We start from the raw sequence: 13,091 nt of genomic DNA, 5'->3' as shown, positions 1-13,091 counted from the left end.
GGTCACTGTTTGATCAGTCCATTCTTGATGTAGGACTCCAGGCGGGTGCTCGACAGGGGCGGCTCGTACCCGGCTGCCTTGATCTTGGTCAGGTCCAGCACGCTGTTGAGGGGACGGGGCGCTGCTTCCTTGCCCTTGAAATATTCGGCAGTGCTGACGCCGGTCACAGCGGCCCGCTCCTTGCCGGACAATTCGTACACATCGGCCGCGAGGTCAGCCCAGGATTGCGGCTCGCCGTCACTGCTGAGGTTGTAGGTCCCATACTCCGCACCGGAATCAATCAGGTGGCGGATGCCAGCGGCAATGTCCTCCGTGAAGCTGAGACGGCCAATCTGATCGTTGACGACGGAGGGCTCGATGCCTCGGTCAGCCAGTGATGCCATGGTACGTACGAAGTTGTTCCCGTCACCGATGACCCAGCTGGTGCGGACAATGTAGTGGCGGGGCACCACCTGGACAATCGCGTCACCGGCGGCCTTCGTCTGGCCATATACGCCAAGCGGTGTAAAGGGCTCGTCCTCGCTGTGGAGGACCTGGGCACCGTCGAAAACGTAGTCAGAGGAAACATGGACCAGTGTGAGGTCATGCTCGACAGCGGTCCTGGCCAGTGCGGACACGGCCGCAACGTTGACGGACCAGGCTTCGGCGCGTCCCTGCGGGGATTCTGCAGCATCAACCGCCGTGTAGGCGGCCGCATTGATGATGGTGGAGTAGTTCTTCCAGTTCCGGCCGGCGAAGGAATCCGGGCTGCTCAGATCGAAGTCGGAGCGGCCGGCGAACTCGACCGAAGGGTCTCCTTCGAAGAGGTTCCGGAGGGCTTTGCCCAATTGCCCGTTCGCGCCCACAACCAGGGTCTTCTTCGGCGGCATCGGCACGACGTCGGCCAGACGTGGATGCGCCTTGTCCTTGTCGGACAGTTCCGCCTGGCCCAATGGGATGGGCCAGGGGACCGCGACCGTCTCGTCTGCAAGGTTCAGAAACGTGTACTGGCTTTGGGCACCGGCTGACCAGTGGTCGTTCACAAGGTAGGTGTAAGCCGTGTTGTCCTCAAGCGTCTGGAACGCGTTACCCACGCCTCGCGGAATGAAAATAGCCTGGCTCGGATCCAGTTCAGCAGTAAAAACAGTGCCAAATGACGGGCCTTGGCGAAGATCGACCCAGGCGCCAAAGATTTTGCCGGTGGCTACCGAAATGAACTTGTCCCACGGCTCGGCGTGGATGCCGCGGGTGGTTCCTGCCTTCTCATTGAACGAGATGTTGTTTTGGACCGGGCGGAAATCCGGGAGCCCAAGGGCTACCATCTTCTCGCGCTGCCAGTTTTCCTTGAACCAGCCCCGGTTGTCGCCGTGCACCGGGAGATCGTAAATAACGACGCCGGGGATGGGGGTCTCGCGGGCAGCGAGCTTTTTCGAGAATTCCAAAGGCATGGACTACTGGCCCTGTTCCTTGTATTTGGCTTCGGTGGCTGCTTTCTGCGGCCGCCACCAGTCCTCGTTGTCGCGGTACCAGGCAATCGTGTCTTCGATGCCTGCGTCGAAGTTGGAGAACCGGGGTTCCCAGCCGAGTTCATCGCGGAGCTTGGTGGAGTCGATGGCGTAGCGCAGGTCGTGTCCGGGCCGGTCTACCACATGGTCGTAGGCGTCCGGGGACTGCCCCATGTGCTTGAGGATCAGTTCGACGACGTCCTTGTTGTTCTTTTCGCCGTCGGCGCCGATCAGGTAGGTTTCGCCGATCCTGCCCTTGGCGATGATGGCAAGGACTGCCGAGGAGTGGTCGTTGGCGTGGATCCAGTCACGGACGTTTTCGCCCTTGCCGTAGAGCTTGGGCCGGACGCCGTCGATTACGTTGGTAATCTGCCGGGGGATGAACTTTTCCACGTGCTGGTACGGGCCGTAGTTGTTGGAGCAGTTGCTGATGGTCGCCTGCAGCCCGAAGGACCGCACCCAGGCCCGGACCAGCAGGTCAGAGCCTGCCTTCGTTGAGGAGTACGGGCTGGAGGGGTTGTACGGGGTCTGCTCGGTGAACCGCTCGGGGGCATCCAGTTCCAGGTCGCCGTACACCTCGTCGGTGGAGATGTGGTGGAAGCGCTTGTTGTGCTTCCGGGCAGCCTCGATCAGGGTGTAGGTGCCGATGATGTTCGTGTCCAGGAACGGGCGCGGGTCATGCAGCGAGTTGTCGTTGTGCGATTCGGCGGCGTAGTGGACCACCACGTCCGTGGCGGCGACGAGCCCCTCCACCAGGCCGGCGTCAGCGATATCACCCTGGACAAAGGTGAAACGGTCCTCGGGAAGGCCGCGGAGTGATTCCAGGTTGCCTGCGTAGGTCAGCTTGTCCAGAACGGTCACATGGTCATCGGTGTTATCAAGTACGTAATGGACGAAGTTGGAACCGATGAACCCGGCACCGCCGGTAACAAGAAGTCGCTGCATAATTCCCAAGAGTACCGGATTTGCCGCGGCAGTTAGCGAAAGGAAAGATGGGGGACATGCGCGGAATAATACTTGCCGGCGGTACCGGCTCCAGGCTTCACCCCATCACTCTGGGCGTCAGTAAGCAGTTGGTCCCGGTCTACGACAAGCCGATGATCTACTACCCGCTATCCACTCTGATCCTTGCCGGCATCCGGGACATCCTGATTATCACCACCCCGCATGACGCCGACCAATTCGAACGGCTGCTGGGGGACGGATCGCGTTTCGGCGTTTCCATCACCTACAAGCAGCAGCCCTCCCCGGATGGCCTGGCGCAGGCCTTCATCCTGGGCGCAGAGCATATTGGCGATGACAACGTTGCCCTCGTCTTGGGTGACAACATTTTCTACGGCCAGGGCATGGGTACGCAGCTGCGCCGGTTCGAAAACATCGACGGCGGAGCGGTCTTCGGTTACTGGGTCGCCGATCCGAAGGCTTACGGAGTGGTTGAATTCGACTCCGAGGGACGGGCTATTTCGCTTGAAGAGAAGCCGGAAAAGCCGAAAAGCCATTACGCGGTTCCTGGTCTTTACTTCTACGATAACGACGTCGTGGAAATTGCCCGGAACCTCAAGCCCTCTGCGAGGGGGGAACTTGAGATCACGGACGTCAACCGGACTTACCTGGACCAGGGAAGGCTGCAGGTGGAAATCCTTCCCCGGGGAACTGCGTGGCTGGACACCGGAACCTTCAACGACCTCAATGACGCCTCCAACTTTGTTCGCACCACCGAGAACCGGCAGGGCCTGAAGATTGGGGCACCCGAGGAAATCGCGTGGCGGCTCGGCTTCCTCACGGACGATGAACTGCGGGAGCGGGCGGAGCCACTGGTCAAGAGCGGTTACGGCTCCTACCTGATCGACCTTTTGGAGTACGGCCACTAGGCAGTAGGCCCAATAAAGAGGGAGGCGGAACCCGCTGTGCGGGTTCCGCCTCCCTTTCCCTTTCGGTTAGCGCAGGGTGATTCTCGCGCCGCCTGCTGCTGTCCAGGTGATGCTGCCGCCCTGGAACGACTGGCTGCAGGAAGTCCTGTCCGCGGTGCAGGCCTGGCTGTTGGTGGGATACCCCAGGGCCCCGGCTTCGAATCCCTGGCTGGCCCAGCTCTGCTGGATCGGCCCCGGAGTTATCAGGTGGGCGCCGCTGGCGGATGACCACATAACCGTGCCCTTTTCGAAGTTCTGGAAGCAGCCACCATTGCGAAGGCCGCAGATGGTTCCGCTTGTGGGGTAGCCCAGTGAACCGGACTCGTAACCTGTGGCGGCCCACCTTTCCCTGATGGGCGTTGAAGTAAGAGCCTGCGCCCCGGTGGCAGGGGAGTACATCACCGTGCCCTTGGAAAAGTTCTGGAAGCAGCCACTGTTGCGCAGCCCGCAGATCTGCCCGCTGACCGGATAACCGAGTTTGCCGGCCTCAAAACCGGAGCTGACCCATGCGTCCCGGACAGGACCGAACATGACCGCATTGGCTCCGCTGGCCGGCGACCACAGCACCGTTCCCGAGGAGTAGTTCTGGAAGCACCCGCCGTCCACGAGTCCGCAGATCACCGCGGATGCCGGGTAACCGAGGGACCCGTTTTCGAAACCTGTCTTTTGCCACAGGTCCCTGATGGGCCCCAGAATGCTCGGCTGGGCGCCGGTGGCAGGCGAGTACATCAATGCACCCTTGGTGAACATCTGGAAGCATCCGCCGTCCTTCAGGCCGCAGTGCTGGCCGGAGGTTGGATAACCAAGGCTGCCTGCACCCCAGCCTGTGCGTTCCCAGCCGGCCGCCATGGGTCCTGCCGCCACAGTTTGGGGCGGAGTGGTGGCCGAATAGGCGGCCACTCCTTGCTCAAACGGCTGACGGCATTCGGTTTGGACTGCTCCGCAGCTTGCAGGACCGGTCGGATAGCCGAGCCGGCCGTTCTCGAATCCGGATTTCTGCCAGTAATCAAGGATCCGGCCGGTCAGTGTAAATGCCCCGGTGTTGGGGGAGAACAGGAGGGCACCGCCCTGGAACAACTGGTAGCAGCCGCCTCCGCGAAGCCCGCACACCTCTCCCGCTACCGGGAAGCCAATCGGTTCTCCCCTTGTACGGGAGTCTTTCCAGGTTTCTCCCATACCCATGAACACCGGCCAGGCGCCTGAAGTGGAGGTCCAGGCTACAACGCCGCCGCTGAAGTTCTGGGTGCAGGAGGTACTGGTGCAGACGGCTTCCGCGGTCGGGTAGCCGAGCAGCCCGTTCTCGAAGCCCGCGCGGCCCCATGCATCCAGCAACGGGCCGGTTTTCACCAAACGGGCACCCGTCGCCGGGCTCCACAGAACGGAACCGGCCTGGAAGAGCTGGAAGCATCCGCCGTTCTTAAGACCGCAGACCTGGTCGCTCAGCGGATACCCGAGGCCACCGTTTTCGTAGCCCTGCGCCGCCCAGTACTCACGGATAGGTCCGAATGGCACCAGCGCCGCTCCTGTGGCTGGCGACCACATGATGGAACCGCCCTGGTAATTCTGGAAGCAACCGCCATTCTTCAGTCCGCAGATGACGCCTGATACCGGATAACCCATCTGGCCGTTTTCGTATCCCTTGCGTGCCCAGGCATCGCGGATCGGTCCTGCAAGGCTGGGTTGTGCCCCCGCCGTGGGAGACCACATGACAACTCCGGTCTCGTATCCACGGAAGCATCCTCCGTCGCGAAGCCCGCACACTATGGACGAAATGGGCGCGCCAAGGGACGGCATGGATGCGCGAAGCGCGTCGATGGCCCTGGTGGCGGCGGGCGGGACTCCGCTTGAGGCAAACGCCTTCAGTCCCGCGTAGTCACCGTTCCAGACGTTGGAGTCGCCGGCAAAAGGCCCCGTGCTGCTGTACTGCCAGATGCTGTACGTGCCCCAACTGGCGGTTGGCACAGGTCCGGCGTTGTTGGTGGGGGAACTGGGGTAGGCGGCGACCCAGAGCGGGTAGTCACCGAAGCCGGCCGGGTTGCCTAGGCACTGGTTCCACCAGTTTGTGTTGGTATAGATGACCGGCAGCCTGCCAGTCAGGGACTGCACTGTGTTGCCGAAGTCCCGCACCCAGGTTTGGAGCTGTGCGGGAGACATGTTGTAGCAGGTGTTGCCGAAGTAGAAGCCGTTGATGGTCCGGCCTTCATAGGGATTGAACTCAAAGTCCAAAACCGGCGGCATGGTGTATCCGTCGCCGGACCAGCCGCCACCGTTCTGCACGAAGTAACGGGCCTGGTCCGCACCGGAGGACCAGTTGGGAATCGCGAAGTGGTAGGCGCCGCGGATCATGCCGATATTCCGCGAGCCCTGGAACTGGGAGCCGTAGTAGGGGTTCGTGTAGTAGTTGCCCTCGGTGGCTTTGACGTAGGCGAAACGCGCCCCCATGTTCCACTGGTGCTGCCAGTCCACGCTTGGCTGGTGCCCGCTGACGTCCAGTCCCTGCACACCGAACGTTGGCATCCAGGTGCCTTCGCTTGCCAGCGGTTCCGTACTGAGTTTCTTCAGCGAGTCTGAGCGGGCGGAGGTTACCCGTGCTGAACGCTGCCCCATCTCGGCCCCGCCCACACCGACCGCCTCCGCCATTGACTGCGTCGTCCCGGGGGATGGGGCCGGGGCCTGCGGTTCGCTGGCTTCCGGACTGGCTGCAGCTGGGGATGTGGCCCTGGGCTCCGTGGTCGCCGTCGGAACCGGGGCAGGTGCCGAAGGCTCGGCTGTGCCCGGCGCAGGCGAAGACGTGGCAGGTGCCGGAGCAGGTTCGACGGCGGACGCAACGCCCGCCAAGCCGGGACCAGCCAGCAAGGAGGTGGCTAAGAGCGCTATTCCCAAGGATTTCCATGAGGGGCGACGGGACTGAGACGGGTTCCGTTTCATAATGGCTCCGGAGACAATGAGGCGCTCCATGAGCCCTCATCTGGGTTGCTGTTCCGGCAGATCCCCCAGGAACGAACCGGACAGATTGTTGATCATTAACGCGCTCACCATAGCACCGTGTTGCTGGTGTAAACAGTGATACTGCTGAGGCACTTGAGAATCTTGTGACTATCCTGCGCTTATCCACAGTTGATACTGAGCACTTGTTGCAGAGCTGGGGGCTCTTTAGGCTTTTACCAAATCGCACTGCGGTCCGCTGGGGAAGGCAGTCGTTTGGGGGAACAATATGGATGCTCTGGCAATTGTCGAGGATGAAGTCCGCGAGCTCATCCGGCGCAGGGGACTTGATCCGTTGAGGCAGGCAGGCGAGGTCCGAAGGCTGGTTGAGGCTGTCGTTGTCGACTACGACGAGCGGGCGCTTACGGGTCCGCTACCGCCGCTTGGCCCTTTGGACACGGCACGCCGGTTCCTTTTTGATGCAGTGGCTGGCTTTGGAATCCTGCAGCCACTGCTCGACGATCCTTCCATAGAAGAGATTTGGCTTAATGCCCCCAATGAAATCTTTGTGGCCAGGAACGGTGAGTCCGAACTGACGTCCCTGAGCCTTTCGGAACAGCAGGTGCGGGACCTGGTGGAGAGGATGCTCAAGAGCTCCGGCCGCCGCCTGGACATGTCCTCCCCGTTCGTTGATGCGGCTTTGCCCGACGGCTCCCGGCTGCATGTAGTGATTCCCGACGTCACGCGCCGGCACTGGGCCGTGAATATCAGAAAGTTCGTTGTCAAAGCCAGCCGGCTCGAACATCTCGTCGAACTGGGCACCCTGACTCCACAATCAGGGCGGTTCCTCGGTGCGGCTGTTTCAAGCGGGCTGAACATCCTGGTGTCAGGGGCCACGCAGGCGGGCAAAACCAGCATGCTGAATTGCCTTGCCGCTGGCATTGGAAGCAGGGAGCGGGTCATCACGGTCGAGGAGATCTTCGAGCTGCAGCTCCCGCTGCGCGACGTTGTGGGACTCCAGTGCCGGCAGCCGAACCTCGAAGGAGAAGGAGAGATCCCACTCCGCCGTCTGGTGAAGGAAGCCCTGCGCATGCGGCCGGACCGCCTTGTTGTCGGAGAAGTCCGCGAGGCGGAGAGCCTGGACATGCTCATTGCGCTCAACTCCGGCCTTCCGGGTATGTGCACCGTCCACGCCAACTCCGCCCACGACGCCGTGACAAAGATCTGCACCCTTCCCCTCCTGGCGGGGGAAAACATCTCATCAGCCTTTGTTGTGCCCACAGTCGCCTCATGCATCGACCTTGTGGTGCACTGCAGCCGGCGGCCGGACGGACGCAGGGAGGTTACCGAAATCTTGTCCCTCGGCCGCCGCGTGGAAAACGGCATCATCGAGTCATCACTTGTTTTCGCCATGACGGACGGGGTCCTGCAGCCCCGCGCCAACAGCATGCCGGCGGCGGAGAAATTCGCGCGCGCAGGCTTCGACGTCGCTGCACTGCTGGATCCGCGATGATTTCTGCCTTGCTGGGGGTAACGACAGGAACAGGGCTGTTCCTCATCTGGTGGTCGCTGTGGGAATCCCCGCAGCCGGGACGCCGAAACCGCAAACCCAGCCGGGTAGCCGATCTCCTGGTTGCGGCAGGGGTGGACAAAGTATCGGTCAGCGGGCTGCTGGGCACCTGCCTGGGCCTTGCTCTGTTCGTGGCCCTGGTCTTCTTCGCGGTCAGCCGCTCCTGGCCCATCGCGGCCTGCTTTGGGCTGTTTGCGGGCTGGCTCCCCGTCACAATCCTGCGATGGCGTGCCAAAAAGAGGACGGCCATGCTTCGTCAGCTGTGGCCGGACGTCGTGGACCACCTGCGTTCCGCCATTCGGGCAGGACTGCCGCTGCCCGAGGCACTGATCCAGCTTGGCGACAAGGGCCCCGAAGAACTACGGCCGGTATTCCGCGAATTCGGCGCTGATTACCGGGCCGGCGGACAGTTCGACGGTTCGCTCAACAAACTCAAGCACAAGCTGGCCGATCCCGTGGCGGACCGCATCGTCGAAGCCTTACGCCTGACGCGGGAAGTGGGCGGCTCCGACCTCGGCAGACTGCTGGGCACACTAAGCGAGTTTTTGCGCGAGAGCGCCCGCACCCGCAGTGAACTGGAAGCACGGCAGTCCTGGACCATAAACGCCGCACGGCTGGCTGTAGCGGCACCGTGGGTCGTCATGATCCTGCTGGCCACCCGGCCGGAGGCAGTGCAGGCCTACAACACGCCGGCGGGCGCCGCGGTACTGCTCGGCGGCCTCGTTGTTTCCCTGATCTGCTACTCCATCATGCTGAAAATAGGGGCCCTGCCAGAGGAAGAGCGGGTGCTCCGGTGACTGTTGCCTCGCCAGCCGCCATCGTCTGTGGAACACTTCTGGGCATTGGCCTGTGGCTCGTCATCTTTAGGTCGCCGTATATGCGGGCAACGACGTTTGCGGAGCGGATTGAGCCCCAGCTCAAGTCCCAGAACCTGGAGTCGCGGCTGCTGCGTACCGGAGAGCAGACAGTTACCCCGTTCGGCCCGCTCGAAAGGATTCTGCGTCCCGTCATACGCGACCTGCTGACCGCGCTCGGAAAGTTGAATCCCTCACCGGGGGCCACCGTCCGCCGGCTTGCGCAGGCCGGAATCGGCAAGCCGACCATTGATTTCAGGGCAGAACAACTCCTCTGGGCGGCAGCGGGGTTTGCGGCGGCCCTGGGTTTGACGTTGGTCGGTGCAGCCGCGGGACGGTTCAACGCGCTGTTCGCGGCCTTGGCCGTCCTCGGCAGTGCCATCGGCGGTTTCATGCTGCGAGACTACTGGCTGGGGGTCCAGGTCCGGCGCCGGGAGGCGAAGATGATGGCTGAATTCCCAAGCCTGGCAGAACTCATGGCGCTGGCTGTGGGTGCAGGGGAGAGCGCGACCGGCGCCCTGGACCGGGTCTCCCGGAGCGCCAAGGGCGAACTGGCGAAAGAGTTTTCCAGGATCCTCGCAGAGACGAGGGCCGGCAAGCCACTCATGCTGGCACTGCAGGAGTTCTCAGCACGAACCGATCTGGCCCCGCTGGTCAGATTCGTAGACGGCATCATTGTGGCAGTCGAACGGGGCACGCCTTTGGCCGACGTGCTTCGCGCCCAGGCACAGGATGTGCGCGATACCGCCAAGCGCGACCTGATGGAGTCCGCCGGCAAGAAGGAAATCGCCATGATGGTACCCGTCGTTCAACCTTAGTAGTACTCTCAAAGCATGAGCACCACCGCCGTCTACGTTCGGCAGTCCGAGGACAAGACAGGCCACGAAGCCGCCGTGCAACGCCAAGAGGCTGACTGCCGCCTAATCGCTGAAGCCAAAGGCTGGGACAGCCCGGAGCTTTACGCTGACAACTCCATCAGCGCCACAACCGGCAAGACCAGACCAGCCTTCGAAAAGCTCCTCCAAGACGTTGAACGAGGGCACATCCGCGGCGTCGTAGTCTGGCACCTGGACCGCCTGACGAGGTCCATGAGGGATCTCTCCAGAATCATCGAGGCAGGACAGAAGCACCGGGTCAACATCGCTTGCGTCCATGGTGTCTCCCTCGATCTCGGGGATCCGACCGGCGTGGCTGTTGCTCAGATTCTGACGGCCATTGCCGCTATGGAGACGGCTCACAAGGGTGACCGTCAGAAGGCCGCGAACAAGCAACGCGCAGCCAAGGGCGAGGCCTTCTGGAGCCGCCGTCCGTTCGGCTATGACCGGACACCGGAGGGCCGAGTCTTCACCGTGGAGCCGGAAGCGGAAGCCATCCGGCAGGCTGCAAAAGCTATCCTGGACGGGGCAACGCTGAGCAGTGTCACAAGGCAGTGGAACGCGGACGGATTCACCACCACCACGAAGGAACAGGGCAAGTGGGGAGTCACGCAGATCCGCCGGGTCCTGATGAACCCTCGCTATGCCGGGAAGCGGCTCTACAACGGCGAGGCCCAGGAAGCTTCGGGCAAGTGGGAGGCCATTTTGGACGAGGACACGTCCCGGCGGCTGGAGGAGATGCTTACTGACCCTCGCCGTCGCACCGCCCCAGATGATCTGAACTCAAAGTATCTGCTTTCGGGAATCGCCCTTTGCGCAAAGTGCGGCAGCAAGATGTTCGCGGCTCCCGTCCCGTCGAAAGACAAAGGCATCAAGCGCATGGTTTACCGCTGCTTCGGGGGTTACTGTCTGCAGCGCGGTCTGGAGCCGGTGGATGACCTTGTGCAGCGCGTCATTATCGCCCGGCTCTCGCTTCCGGACGCGGCTCAACTTTTCACTGCCGGAGACAACACGACAGACCTCCGACGGAAAGCAACCGACCTGCGGGAACGGCGTGACGCTCTGGCATCACTCCTGGCCGACGGGCTTCTGTCAGCAGCAGCCGTACGGGAGGAATCGGGAAAGCTCACTCGGGCCTTATCCCAAGTAGAAGACTCGATCAGCTCTGCCGAGAGCCTGAATCCTGCGAGTGCGCTTATCGGAGCGGATGACGTGGCCGCAGCTTGGTACGGCCTGCCTCTCGGAGTTCAGCGCCAGATCATCCGGTCGCTTCTGACAGTCACGTTGCTTCCGGCTGGGAAGGGCCGCGGTTTCGACCCTGAGCAAGTTCAGCTTGAGTGGCGCGTATGATTCTTTACCTTTTCAGCGCCAGTGCTTGGAAAGTCTGATCTTCGCCATTTAGATTTGAAGACATAAGAAAGGTGCCCGACACGCCTTAGGTTGCTAGGTGAAAGGCTGTGTCGGGATTGTCGAAAGACATCAACAAGGCCCGAGCGGAGCTGGCCGTACGAGTCCGCGACGGTAAACCTGTCGAGGATGCTCGGCGTAGGCTCGCTGCCGCCAAGCTGGAGCAGTACATCACCAAGGTGATTTCTGAAGCGCCTGCTTTGAGTGCTGAACAGCTCGATAGGATCTCCTGCTTGCTTCGCCCCAAGGGCGGTGCCGAATGAAGCAGCAGCCGAAGAGCAAGACTGATTTGGGCGCATCTGGCGCGGTGAACACCAACGTCACTATCGCTCGTGGAACCTGCCCCAAGTGTGGCAAGCCCAGCGTTCCTATGCGAAACAACTTCACGCTGCACGAGCACCGGAACGCTGACAAGGTTACCGAGCCCGCCCGGAGGATCTGCCTCGGTCCGGGTCCTGAAGTCATGTTCACGTTTCTCCTGCGCTCCTTTGACCTGGACGTGCGGAAGGACCATGACGTGCCCAGCCTCTTTGACGATCCGGACTGGATTGAGAAGCAGCGCATGCGGGATGAGCGGGACCGCGCTAGGTACGGAGGTTGACCGATGAAGCTAGACAAGTTCACGTGGCAAAAGCGGCTGCGGAGAGCCGACCTGACCAAGGCCGAGTACTGCGTGCTAGTGAACATCAGCACCTACACCGGCCCAGACCTGAAGGGCGCGACGATGAGCGTCGCCACTATTGCATCTGATTGCCGAATTGACGCTAGGTGGGCAAAGCGCGTCATGAAGTCGCTCCAACAAAAGGGCTACCTGAAAGTTGCCGCCGCGGGAGGCAATGCCCCAGGCAACACGAATACCTATGAAGTGACGTTGCCAGCGGCAAATGGGGTGGTCGCTATGACCCCCCTTACGGGTGGCGAAACGTCGCAGATAGGGGTGGTGAAACGTGCGTCTATGGGTGGTGAAACGTCGCAGAAAGGGGTGGTGGCCATGACCACCCAACCAGAGTATTTACCAGAAAGAGCACCAGAAAAAGCATCAGATGCTGCTGACGCAGCGGACGAGTTCAAGGTCTGGTTCAAGGCTTATCCAAAGCAGGAGCAAGAGGAAAAAGCAAAAGCTGCCTATACACAAGCGCGGTCCAAGACTGACGCGGTGACTCTCCTTCTAGCAGCGCAGAAGTACAGCGAGAAGGTCAACCGCGAGATGACCGATCCCAAGTTCGTGAAGCTGCCAGCCAACTGGCTCTCCAAGGAATGTTGGCGAGATTTCGAGATGGTCACTTACAGAGACCGGTTCGACAACGAACAGAAGGTGGTGCGGTGGGAGAGGGAAGAGATGCTCAAGCGGGCAAAGAAGGAAGCGGCAGCGAGGGCTGTGGACTATTGGTGAAAGCCAACACCCAGCCCTCAGTCGCAGTCATGGGCCTCTCGAAAGCCCAGTACATCGAACTGTGCGACACGTACCGGGACAAAGCCCAGGAAGCCCACGACGAGGCCCGCGTCTGGAGGAACCGGGCGTGCCTGGCTGAATCACAACTGGCCGTGCTCCGCGCGGAGTATGAGCCGGCGAACCACCAGCAGGACTGACAAGCAGTAAGCGAAAGGAAAGAACAATGAGCACTCACACACCTGATGACGAGCGCACAGCGCTGGCACTGGCGCGAGCACTGGTCACAGGCCAAGGAGCCGACTACTTCCGGCTCTGGCCCAAAGACCCTGAAGCAATCGAAGGACTGGCCGGCGCAGCAGTGAACCTGTTAGCCACACTGGCTCGTGATCCGCGGCTGCTCGGAGCGGAGAAAGAGCTGGACATCCTCACCACCGCGATACTCCAGCTCGAGGCGGAGAGCGACCTCCAGTGAAAGGCACCGGCACCCCAGACCTCGCCAAAGCCTCACAGATGGGCAAACACCCACAGGAGACCCTCCACACGCCCACAGAGGCGCAGAAGGCTCCCAACCGATCTGCAGGAGCGAAGCCAAAGCCGGATCCCCGGAAAAGGACGCGAGTTTTTGGGCAGAGACAAAGCCGGATCACCCCGCTCTGGACCAAAAGTTTTATCC

The 13,091-nt window shown here is 61.7% G+C and carries 13 protein-coding genes; 10 read left to right on the top strand and 3 right to left on the bottom strand.

What is annotated here, in order from left to right; all coding sequences use genetic code 11:
• Nucleotides 1-2: 2 nt before the first annotated feature.
• Nucleotides 3-1,427 carry a sugar nucleotide-binding protein gene (locus AC5RU7_RS01640; protein WP_494050812.1) on the bottom strand — a complete coding sequence of 475 codons (1,425 nt, stop codon included), beginning with the start codon at nt 1,425-1,427 and terminating at the stop codon, nt 3-5.
• 3 nt (nt 1,428-1,430) lie between these two features.
• The gene (rfbB, locus tag AC5RU7_RS01635; RefSeq protein ID WP_494050811.1) at nt 1,431-2,429 is read right to left on the bottom strand and encodes a dTDP-glucose 4,6-dehydratase; all 999 of its coding nucleotides are present in this window, start codon (nt 2,427-2,429) and stop codon (nt 1,431-1,433) included.
• A gap of 56 nt (nt 2,430-2,485) precedes the next feature.
• Between rfbB and rfbA the strand changes: the two genes are divergently transcribed.
• Nucleotides 2,486-3,355, top strand: coding sequence for a glucose-1-phosphate thymidylyltransferase RfbA (rfbA, locus tag AC5RU7_RS01630; RefSeq protein ID WP_494008713.1), 870 nt, complete (start codon nt 2,486-2,488; stop codon nt 3,353-3,355).
• A gap of 66 nt (nt 3,356-3,421) precedes the next feature.
• Here rfbA and AC5RU7_RS01625 read toward each other — a convergent pair whose 3' ends face one another.
• Nucleotides 3,422-6,322, bottom strand: coding sequence for a GH25 family lysozyme (locus tag AC5RU7_RS01625; RefSeq protein ID WP_494051340.1), 2,901 nt, complete (start codon nt 6,320-6,322; stop codon nt 3,422-3,424).
• A 286-nt stretch (nt 6,323-6,608) separates the two neighbouring features.
• Between AC5RU7_RS01625 and AC5RU7_RS01620 the strand changes: the two genes are divergently transcribed.
• From AC5RU7_RS01620 to AC5RU7_RS01580, 9 genes are all read left to right on the top strand, one after another.
• Nucleotides 6,609-7,832, top strand: a complete 1,224-nt coding sequence (locus AC5RU7_RS01620; protein ID WP_494050810.1) for a TadA family conjugal transfer-associated ATPase — start codon at nt 6,609-6,611, stop codon at nt 7,830-7,832.
• Entirely contained in the window at nt 7,829-8,686 is an 858-nt protein-coding gene (locus AC5RU7_RS01615; RefSeq protein ID WP_494050809.1) for a type II secretion system F family protein, read from the top strand. Before AC5RU7_RS01620 ends, AC5RU7_RS01615 begins: the two co-directional genes overlap by 4 nt.
• The gene (locus AC5RU7_RS01610; protein ID WP_494050808.1) at nt 8,683-9,561 is read left to right on the top strand and encodes a type II secretion system F family protein; all 879 of its coding nucleotides are present in this window, start codon (nt 8,683-8,685) and stop codon (nt 9,559-9,561) included. The genes AC5RU7_RS01615 and AC5RU7_RS01610 overlap by 4 nt, the downstream gene beginning before the upstream one ends.
• A 15-nt stretch (nt 9,562-9,576) precedes the next feature.
• Nucleotides 9,577-10,968 carry a recombinase family protein gene (locus tag AC5RU7_RS01605; protein ID WP_494050807.1) on the top strand — a complete coding sequence of 464 codons (1,392 nt, stop codon included), beginning with the start codon at nt 9,577-9,579 and terminating at the stop codon, nt 10,966-10,968.
• 116 nt (nt 10,969-11,084) lie between these two features.
• The gene (locus tag AC5RU7_RS01600) at nt 11,085-11,288 is read left to right on the top strand and encodes a hypothetical protein (protein ID WP_494050806.1); all 204 of its coding nucleotides are present in this window, start codon (nt 11,085-11,087) and stop codon (nt 11,286-11,288) included.
• Nucleotides 11,289-11,395: 107 nt separating this feature from the next.
• The gene (locus AC5RU7_RS01595; RefSeq protein WP_494050805.1) at nt 11,396-11,626 is read left to right on the top strand and encodes a hypothetical protein; all 231 of its coding nucleotides are present in this window, start codon (nt 11,396-11,398) and stop codon (nt 11,624-11,626) included.
• Nucleotides 11,627-11,629: 3 nt separating this feature from the next.
• Entirely contained in the window at nt 11,630-12,418 is a 789-nt protein-coding gene (locus AC5RU7_RS01590) for a hypothetical protein (RefSeq protein ID WP_494050804.1), read from the top strand.
• Nucleotides 12,415-12,615 carry a hypothetical protein gene (locus tag AC5RU7_RS01585; protein WP_494050803.1) on the top strand — a complete coding sequence of 67 codons (201 nt, stop codon included), beginning with the start codon at nt 12,415-12,417 and terminating at the stop codon, nt 12,613-12,615. The genes AC5RU7_RS01590 and AC5RU7_RS01585 overlap by 4 nt, the downstream gene beginning before the upstream one ends.
• Before the next feature lie 26 nt (nt 12,616-12,641).
• The gene (locus tag AC5RU7_RS01580; RefSeq protein WP_494050802.1) at nt 12,642-12,890 is read left to right on the top strand and encodes a hypothetical protein; all 249 of its coding nucleotides are present in this window, start codon (nt 12,642-12,644) and stop codon (nt 12,888-12,890) included.
• The last annotated feature ends 201 nt before the right edge of the window (nt 12,891-13,091 follow it).

This window comes from Arthrobacter sp. K410C, assembly GCF_059090105.1.
The sequence above is the reverse complement of the archived record's forward strand: the minus strand, read 5'-3'. Positions and strand labels throughout refer to the sequence as shown.

What these genes read in the sequence shown, in the direction of transcription:
- AC5RU7_RS01640 (WP_494050812.1), bottom strand. Translation starts at nt 1,427, where the DNA reads ATGCCTTTGGAATTCTCGAAAAAGCTCGCTGCCCGCGAGACCCCCATC.
- rfbB (WP_494050811.1), bottom strand. Translation starts at nt 2,429, where the DNA reads ATGCAGCGACTTCTTGTTACCGGCGGTGCCGGGTTCATCGGTTCCAAC.
- rfbA (WP_494008713.1), top strand. Translation starts at nt 2,486, where the DNA reads ATGCGCGGAATAATACTTGCCGGCGGTACCGGCTCCAGGCTTCACCCC.
- AC5RU7_RS01625 (WP_494051340.1), bottom strand. Translation starts at nt 6,322, where the DNA reads ATGAAACGGAACCCGTCTCAGTCCCGTCGCCCCTCATGGAAATCCTTG.
- AC5RU7_RS01620 (WP_494050810.1), top strand. Translation starts at nt 6,609, where the DNA reads ATGGATGCTCTGGCAATTGTCGAGGATGAAGTCCGCGAGCTCATCCGG.
- AC5RU7_RS01615 (WP_494050809.1), top strand. Translation starts at nt 7,829, where the DNA reads ATGATTTCTGCCTTGCTGGGGGTAACGACAGGAACAGGGCTGTTCCTC.
- AC5RU7_RS01605 (WP_494050807.1), top strand. Translation starts at nt 9,577, where the DNA reads ATGAGCACCACCGCCGTCTACGTTCGGCAGTCCGAGGACAAGACAGGC.
- AC5RU7_RS01595 (WP_494050805.1), top strand. Translation starts at nt 11,396, where the DNA reads ATGCGAAACAACTTCACGCTGCACGAGCACCGGAACGCTGACAAGGTT.
- AC5RU7_RS01590 (WP_494050804.1), top strand. Translation starts at nt 11,630, where the DNA reads ATGAAGCTAGACAAGTTCACGTGGCAAAAGCGGCTGCGGAGAGCCGAC.
- AC5RU7_RS01580 (WP_494050802.1), top strand. Translation starts at nt 12,642, where the DNA reads ATGAGCACTCACACACCTGATGACGAGCGCACAGCGCTGGCACTGGCG.